Here is an 8,136-nt window from a genome sequence, read left to right as displayed (position 1 = left end):
CCACCTATCCGGACCTGAAGGCCATCGGCTGCATCTCCGACAGCCTTTGCCTGGCAGCCGATTCCGTTGCCAGTTCGATGGGAACCCAGCTGCTCTACGGCGGCTATGACGGCGACGCCGAGATGAAGCCGCTGATCGACGACGGCAAGATGGTGATGGACGTGCTGACCGGCGCCTATCGTGTCGGCTACTGGAACATCGCCGTTGCCGCTCGCCTGGCCAACGGCGAAAAGCTGCCGCAGGATCTCTACATGCCGACCTATTTCGTGACCTCGGATGCGACGGCGGCGAAGCTCAAGGCGGATGGCCTCACCTTCGAATACATCAACACCGACAAGGAGGCGGTGGAAGCCAAGAACTATACCGAGCAACTCGGTCCCAAGGTTCCGGCGACCGCCATGACCCTGGCAAAGTAACAGCCTAAAGCGGCTCAAGCGCCGGATGACATGTCATCCGGCGTCCCCTTTTCCTGACGATCGCCGTCGCCGCTTCCGTGGTGACCGCGCATGATGCTCGATAAGAGGACCGACCCATGTTCCAGTCCTGGACCTCTCCGTTACTACGGCGCAACGAACCGGTTCTCATCGCGGTGCTGCTGGTCGCCATCGCCGTCTTCGGCTGGATCGATCCGCGCTTTCTGTCGACCGGCAACCTTGTCAGCATCGCGCAGCAGAGTGCGGTCATCGCCCTCATCTCCTTTGCCATGACGGCCGTGATCATCGCGCGCGGCATCGATATTTCCGTCGGCAGCAACCTCGCCTGTTCCGGCATCGCCGCGGGTCTTGCCTATACGGCAACCGGCTCGGCGAGCCTGAGCCTTCTCGCCGCGATCGGTGGCGGTGCCGCGATAGGTCTGCTCAATGGAGCGCTGATCGGCTTTGCCGGCATCTCTCCCTTCATCGCAACGCTCGCCACCATGGCGTTCGCGCGCGGCCTGGCGCTCAGTCTCTCCGGCGCATCCAGCATCGCGGTCGCCGATCCGGTCCTGCTTTTCGCCGGACGCGAGACAATCGGCCTGCTGCCGGTCTCCGTCATCATCGCCGCCATCTGCCTGGGCCTCTGGTGGTTCGTGCTCAATCGAACGGTATACGGGCGTTGGATCTATGCGATCGGCGGCAATGCGGGGGCGGCGCGGGCCTCTCTGGTTCCCGTCGACCTCGTGCGCATCTCCGTCTACCTGATTGCCGGTGCGACAGCCGGGCTCGGCGCGATCCTCACCATCGGCCGCCTTGGTTCGGCACAGCCGCTTGCCGGCACCGGCCTTGAATTTACAGCCATCACAGCCGCGATCATCGGCGGCACGAAACTCTCCGGCGGCCAGGGCTCGATCTGGGGAACGGCGATCGGGGCGCTGCTGCTGGGCGTCATCAACACCGGCCTGTCCTTCCTGCAGGTGCCGCAGATCCTGATCTATTTCGTGACCGCGAGCCTCATTCTGGTGGCCGTTCTCACCAGCCAGCCGGAGAGTGTCGCCGCCTTGTTCAAGACCGGTGGCCGCAAGTCCACCCCGTCGCCCCGCAACACCGCCGCAACATCGGTCGGCAAACACAGCATCGCCTTGCGCGGGCTTGGCAAGTCTTTTCCGGGCGTCAAGGCACTCGACGGTGTCAGCTTTGCCGTCTCGGCTGGCGAGGTGGTGGGACTTGCCGGCGAGAACGGGGCCGGGAAATCGACACTGGTGAAGTGCATTTCTGGTCTGCATCGCCCGGACGAGGGTGAGATCGTCATCGACGGCAACGCCGTCCAGTTCCACTCCCCCAGCGATGCCAAGGGCATCAGCGTCATCCATCAGCATTTCAGCCTTTCGCCGGACCTGACGGTGGCGGAGAATCTCTTCATCGGCCGCGAACCGCACACCCGCCTGGGATTTCTCGACCGGGCCCGGATGCGGCGCGATGCGAAGGCCATCATGGACGAGCTGTCGCTCGATATCGACATTGCCGCGGAGCTGCGAACGCTTTCCGTCGGGCACCGGCAGATGGTGGAAATTGCCCGTGCCGTTCTGTCCGATGCCTGGTTCTTCATCATGGACGAGCCGACCAGCGCGCTCTCCAACCGCGAGCGCGACCAGCTCTACGACCTGATCGACAGGCTGAGAGCTCGCGGCGCCGGCATCCTCTACATCTCGCACAAGATGGAAGAGATCTTCAGCCAGTGCGACCGCGTCGTCGTTCTGCGTGACGGACGCTTCATCGGCGAGCGCCAGACCAGCCAGACCAGCGAGGCCGAGATCGTCGCCATGATGGTCGGGCGCGATGTCGGCGACATCTTCCCCTATCTCGAAGCGCAAGTCGGCGAAACCGCGGTCGAGATCAGCAACATTTCCGATGGCAAGCTCTTGAAGTCGGCCACGCTCAGCGTGTGCAGGGGCGAAATCGTCGCGCTCGCCGGCCTGATGGGCAGCGGCCGCTCCGAAGTGCTCAGGCTGATTGCCGGCCTCGATCCCATGCATGGCGGCACGCTCAGAATTTTCGGCGGGCAGCAGACCGGCGGCGACACCAAGGCCGCCAATCGCGCCGGCATCGTCTACATACCGGAAGATCGGCATCTGGAAGGCTTCGTCGGCACGATGTCGATCAGGGATAACCTGTCCCTCGCCTGGATTCGCGACAACAGTCACTTCGGCCTGCTCAGACCTCGCCGCATCCTGGCTCTCGCGCGCGATCTCATCGGCTCACTCGGCGTGCGGCCGGCCCAGCCCGACAAGATGACCATCGAACTTTCGGGCGGCAATCAGCAGAAGGTCGTCATCGGCAAATGGCTTGCCACCAAGCCGAAGATCATCCTGTTCGACGAGCCAACGCGCGGCGTCGACGTCGGCGCTAAGTCCGAACTCCATCACCTGATCGCAAGATTGAAGGCCGAAGGCGCGGCGATCCTCATGGTGTCGAGCGAGTTGCCCGAGGTTCTCGGCGTGGCCGACCGCATCGTCGTCATGCGCGAAGGCCACTCTGTCGGCACGCTGGCGCGTGGGGCGACGGAAGAAGACGTAATGACGCTGGCCTTTGGTGATCGCACGATCACACCACCAGCCTGCTCACCCCGGCCAGCATCCAACCTTGCACCATGCCTGTGAGGAGAAACCCTTTGAGCAAGTTGAAGATCGCCATCGTCGGTGCCGGCTACATGGGCCTCCTGCATGCGCAGGTGGTTGCCGCCAGCCCTGTCGCGGAACTGTCGGCATTCGTTGATCCGAACGCTGCCTCGGGAAGCAAGGCCGCGTCCGATTTCGGCGTCCGGCATTTCACCGATGCCGCCGCCGCGCTGACTGCCAATGCCGTCGACGCCTACATAGTGGCGGCACCCGATACGCTGCATGAAGACGTCTGCCGCACTCTGCTCGATGCCGGCAAGCCGGTGCTGCTCGAAAAACCGATGGCTCATGATCTTTCCGCTGCCAAGGCGATTGCGAAAGCGGCGGAGAGAAACGGCGCGCGTCTGTTGGTCGGCCACATCCTGCGGTTCGACCCGCGCTATTGCGAAGCCGCGGCAGCGGTGAAATCCGGGCGGATCGGCGAGCCGATCCACGGCAGCAGCGGCCGGTTCACCAATCGCGAAGTCGGTCTTCGCATGAACGGAAATTCGAGCGTCTGCTTCTACCTCGGCGTGCATGACGTGGATGCGCTGCAATGGATCTCGGGTTCGGACATCATCGCCGTCTACTCCCGTCCGGTCGCCAAGCTCATGCCTTCGCTCGGGGTTCGATCCGAAGATGCGATCTTCTCCACCGTCGAGCTGTCGAACGGAATGAGCGGACAGCTCTACTTCGGCTGGACGCTGCCACCGACCATTCCGACCGGCATCTGGGCACGCACGGAAATCATCGGCACCGAAGGCATGATCGATCTCGACGTGCGCGACCACGGTCTACGTATCCTATCGCATGGACAGTGGTCGCAGCCCGACGCCTTCATTTCCGCGGTTCGCGACGAAACCCCTTTCGTGATGCCGCTCGACGACGCCCTGCGCGCCGTCGCCGTCAATGATGCAATCCTGCGCAGCGTCAAATCAGGCCTGCGCGAACCGGTCGAAGATTGGCACATCCGATGAGAGAACCCTCATGACCCGCCAACAGAACATTTGGTGCAGGCGCTTTCTCGACCTCTCGCCGTTGATCCTGCTGGTCATCCTGCTGGCGATCTTCGCGCTCATCGACGCCCGCATCGTTTCAACCGCCAGCCTCATCAACATCGTCGCCCAGGCGACCCCGATCGCCATACTGGCGCTTGGCGCCCTGATCGTTCTGCTGACGGCAGGCATCGACCTGTCCGCCGGCGTCGGCGTCGCCTTCTGTGCCGTCTTCATCGCCAGCCTGATCGACGGCGGCGCCAGCCTGCCGCTTGCCTTGCTCGTCGGCTTTGCCGTGATGGTGGTGATCGGCCTCGCGAACGGCGCCGTTATCGCACTGTTGAAGATACCGCCCTTCGTGACGACATTGGCCACAATGGTCGCGCTGCAGGGCGCAACGCTTGCCGTTGCCTCCAAAGGCGTCCTGATGCTGAAGGATCCGACGCTTCGCGCGGTCGGCATCGAACGCAGCTTCGGCATTCCCAATGTCATTTTCGCAACGCTGCTGATCGTCGCCGTAGCAGCAATCCTGATGCGGCACAGCCGTTTCGGGCTGCGTACCTATGCGCTCGGGTCGGATGCCGGAGCCGCGGAACTTGCCGGCATCCCGGTGACGAAACACACGATCCTCGTCTATTGCGCCTCCAGTATCTTCGTCTTCCTGACAGCCGTGATCATGATCAGCCGGGTGCCGGTCGTGACGCCCAACATCGGCGGGACCTCGCTGCTTCTGGACGCGATCGCCGCGGCCGTACTTGGCGGCACCAGTATTTTCGGCGGCAGGGGAACGGTGTGGGGCGCGGTCGTCGGCGCGCTGATCGTCAGCCTGCTGACGACGGCGCTTCGGGTGTTCGGCACGGACCCGTCCAGCCTCGAACTCTACAAGGGAGCAATCATCATGGTCGCTCTCCTGGCCGATTCCGGCATGACCTACGCCAAGGCCCGGCTTGTCGAGGCAGCACGATGAACGAGCCAGCTCCGGCCTTGCCGATCCCGCCTGGATCCAGCTTTGCGCTGATGACCTCCCCGGATACGGAAAGACACGCGACAGCCGGCGTGCATAAACCCGTCGTCATTCTACCGCTCGGCGCTGTCGAGCAACATGGCCCGCATCTGCCGCTCGGCGTCGATTGCTGGCTTGCGGAAGCGGTTGCGCTCGCCGCGGCGGAAGGACAGGCCTCCATCCGTGTCGCCGAACCTTTCGCCTATGGCTCGTCCGAGCATCATCGCTCCTTCTCCGGCACCATGAGCCTCAGCCCGCAGATCTTCATCGCCGTTCTCGTCGATCTCTGCACCTGCCTTGCCGAAGACGGCTTCCTGCCGGTCATGCTGAACGGCCATGGCGGAAACCGCGCCGCCATCCAGGTGGCGATCACCACCCTTGGCAAGCGTGGCATCGTCACCGCGGGTTTCTCGTATTTCGATCTCATCGCCGACGTGGCGGCGCAGGCCCTGCCCGATGCCGCCACAGGCACCGGTCACGCTTGCGCGCTTGAAACGTCGTTGATGATGCATGTGCTTGGCGACAGCGTTCGCCGCGATCTCATCCCGCCAGGCGGCACTCCGCCATCCTGGCCGGATCCTCACCTTTACGCCGCGCCGGCCGTCACCGTCTGGCGCCGTTTCGAAGCCATCCGCGACAACGGCGTCATCGGCACGCCATCGCAGGCAAGCGCGGAGGCCGGCAGCAGACTTTTCATCGCAGCCGTGGAACGCAGCCGCGCCGCCATTTTGAACATCCAATCCGAATTCGGCCAAAGGAACGCATGATGACAGTCCATTTCAAATCTTCTCTCGAAGGCCCCAACCTGCGTGGCATGGCGATCGTCTCGGAGCCGGAAGCAGCCGCCCGCATCGGCATCAACCGCATCGGCGGCGAGTGGATTGCCGGCAGCTCGGGCAAATTCCTGAAAATCGATAGTCCTTCGACGGGCGAGCATCTCGGCTATCTCTCCCTTTCCACCCGCGCCGATGTCGGTCGCGCGGTGAAAGCCGCCGAAGGCGCACGCGAGACCATGCGCAAGATGGGAACCTTCGCACGCGCTCAATTGTGCATGCGCATCGCCGACGCGATCGACAGGCGCGCCGAAGAGCTTGCCCACCTGCTCTGCCTGGAACAGGGTAAGCCCTTCCACAGCGAGGCAAAGGCCGAAGCATCGGCGGCAGCTCTCGGTTTCCGCAATGCGGCAGAGCAGATGAAGTGGCTGGAGACGGCGGCGTTTCCCCTGGCCGATGCCAACAAGCGCGCCTTCAGCTTCCTGCAGCCGAAGGGCATCTTTGCCATCATCACGCCGTGGAATTTCCCGCTCGCCCTGCCCTGCCTCTACTATCTCGGACCGGCCGTCGCAACGGGCAACACCGTTGTCTGGGTGCCGGCGCCGACGACATCGCTGATTGCCACGGCACTTGTCGAATGCTTCATCGAGGCGGGCTTGCCGGACGGCGCCATCAATCTCGTTCTGGGAGATGGTGCGGAGGTGGGCGACGAGGCCGTCGTTCATCCGGGCACCCATGCCATCGGCTTCACCGGCAGTTCCGCCACCGGCGCGTTGATCGCCCGGCGTGGCGCGGCCAAGCCGCTTCTGCTCGAAATGGGCGGCAACGGTCCGACCATCGTGCTAGCCGATGCCGATATCGACATGGCCGCCGCCCAGGTGGGGGCCGGCTGCTTTGCCAATGCCGGGCAGATCTGCACGGCCACCGAACGTGTGCTGGTGCATAAATCCATCCATGACCAGTTTATCGAAGGTCTGGTGAAAGCGGCCGCGAAGGTGAAAATGGGCGACCCTTTCGATCCCGCGACGACGATGGGGCCGATCAACAATGCGGTCGCCGTCGACAAGGTGCTCAGCCACATTGCGGACGCCCGCGCTCGTGGCGCCGAGATCGTCACCGGCGGCAATGTGGCGTCGGGTTTTGCTACCAATCTCTATTTCGAGCCGTCGATCGTCACAGGACTGACCCGGGAAAGCCTGCTCAACGTCGAGGAATCCTTCGGGCCGGTTGCACCCGTCCTGACCTTCGAGACCGACGAGGAGGCGATGGAACTTGCGGCGTCCAGCCCCTACGGCCTGTCGGCCGCGGTCTTCACCAGCACCATCAAGAACGCCTTTGCCTTTGCTGAAAGCCTGAGGGTCGGTATCGTCAACATCAACGAGATGAGCTGCTATTGGGAGCCGCATATTCCTGCCGGCGGCGCCGCCGGGACGCAGAGCGGCCTCGGCCGCACCGGGGGTCGGCACACGCTGATGGAAATGTGCGACCTGAAGACGATTACCGTGGACGTCACTCGCTGACATTCAAGGCCCGCGCCTTTTGCGCGGGCCTCCCGTGCGACCGTATGCCGTTCGGCAGCGAGCTGTCAGATGGACCGGCGCAGGCTGTCGGCCATTTTCTCGCCAATCATGATCGAGGTCAGGTTGGTGTTTGCCTGGCAATCGAGCGGCATGATCGACGCATCGATAACCCGCAGCCCTTCAAAACCGTAGACCCGGCATTCCGGATCGACCACGGCCTCACCGGGCCTACCCATGCAACAGCCGCCGATCCCATGCTGCGCATCGGAAGACTGCGCCAGCAGGAAATTGTCGACCTCCTCGTCGCTTGCCGTTTCGAGCCATGACAAAGGCAGATCGGAATCCCCCAGCAGGACGCGCTCGGCGATCGCCTGGATCGGCGCCTGCCGGGCAATCTCGCCAAGGTGGCGATAGGCGATACGCATGCGCTGAAGATCCATTGGATCGTCCAGCATGTTCTCTTCCACGATCGGCTGGTCGAAGGGATTGGCGGAACGCAACTGCACGGTGCCCCGGCTCTTGGCCTCCATCAGGATCAGATTGACCATGGCCTCGCCGAACTGGGCGCTGTCGGACTCCACGCCGATACCGCCATGGTTCATGGCGACGTAGAGGATGTCGTCGCGCTCGGCACCCGGCACACCGGAACTCATCCGCACACAGCAGTTGGTATGCCGCGCGTCGACATCGGTCGCCTTGAATTCCGGCTTCAGCTTCAGTTCGATGCGGCAATAAGGATGGTCGAAGAAACCTTCGCCGACCGGCAGATCGG

General features: G+C 63.5%; 6 protein-coding genes and 1 pseudogene. 6 read left to right on the top strand and 1 reads right to left on the bottom strand.

Going from position 1 to position 8,136, the window contains the following annotated elements:
• The 6 genes and pseudogenes from EN991_RS14240 to EN991_RS14215 all read left to right on the top strand — a co-directional run.
• Positions 1–416, top strand: a pseudogene (locus EN991_RS14240) (LacI family transcriptional regulator); the annotation flags it as partial.
• A 116-nt stretch (positions 417–532) separates the two neighbouring features.
• Positions 533–3,076 carry an ATP-binding cassette domain-containing protein gene (locus EN991_RS14235; RefSeq protein ID WP_127368992.1) on the top strand — a complete coding sequence of 848 codons (2,544 nt, stop codon included), beginning with the start codon at positions 533–535 and terminating at the stop codon, positions 3,074–3,076.
• A gap of 11 nt (positions 3,077–3,087) precedes the next feature.
• On the top strand, positions 3,088–4,050 hold the full coding sequence (locus tag EN991_RS14230) for a Gfo/Idh/MocA family oxidoreductase (protein WP_127368991.1): 963 nt from the start codon (positions 3,088–3,090) through the stop codon (positions 4,048–4,050).
• 10 nt (positions 4,051–4,060) lie between these two features.
• Positions 4,061–5,035, top strand: a complete 975-nt coding sequence (locus EN991_RS14225; protein ID WP_024503985.1) for an ABC transporter permease — start codon at positions 4,061–4,063, stop codon at positions 5,033–5,035.
• Positions 5,032–5,838, top strand: a complete 807-nt coding sequence (locus tag EN991_RS14220) for a creatininase family protein (protein WP_013530431.1) — start codon at positions 5,032–5,034, stop codon at positions 5,836–5,838. Before EN991_RS14225 ends, EN991_RS14220 begins: the two co-directional genes overlap by 4 nt.
• Positions 5,838–7,364: an aldehyde dehydrogenase family protein gene (locus tag EN991_RS14215; RefSeq protein WP_127368990.1), complete on the top strand. Its 1,527-nt coding sequence runs from the start codon at positions 5,838–5,840 to the stop codon at positions 7,362–7,364. Before EN991_RS14220 ends, EN991_RS14215 begins: the two co-directional genes overlap by 1 nt.
• A 65-nt stretch (positions 7,365–7,429) precedes the next feature.
• Here EN991_RS14215 and EN991_RS14210 read toward each other — a convergent pair.
• Positions 7,430–8,136 (bottom strand): GMC family oxidoreductase (locus EN991_RS14210; RefSeq protein WP_245460963.1); only part of this gene is annotated, 707 nt, incomplete at its 5' end.

It is taken from the genome of Mesorhizobium sp. M7A.F.Ca.US.005.03.2.1 (genome assembly GCF_003997795.1).
Classification (GTDB): Bacteria; Pseudomonadota; Alphaproteobacteria; order Rhizobiales; family Rhizobiaceae; genus Mesorhizobium; species Mesorhizobium ciceri.
Note: the sequence above shows the minus strand (reverse complement) of the source record. Positions and strands in the feature narration are given on the sequence as shown.

Excerpts from the sequence above, each read along its gene's own strand:
- EN991_RS14235 (WP_127368992.1), top strand. The coding sequence starts at position 533 with ATGTTCCAGTCCTGGACCTCTCCGTTACTACGGCGCAACGAACCGGTT.
- EN991_RS14225 (WP_024503985.1), top strand. The coding sequence starts at position 4,061 with ATGACCCGCCAACAGAACATTTGGTGCAGGCGCTTTCTCGACCTCTCG.
- EN991_RS14220 (WP_013530431.1), top strand. The coding sequence starts at position 5,032 with ATGAACGAGCCAGCTCCGGCCTTGCCGATCCCGCCTGGATCCAGCTTT.
- EN991_RS14215 (WP_127368990.1), top strand. The coding sequence starts at position 5,838 with ATGACAGTCCATTTCAAATCTTCTCTCGAAGGCCCCAACCTGCGTGGC.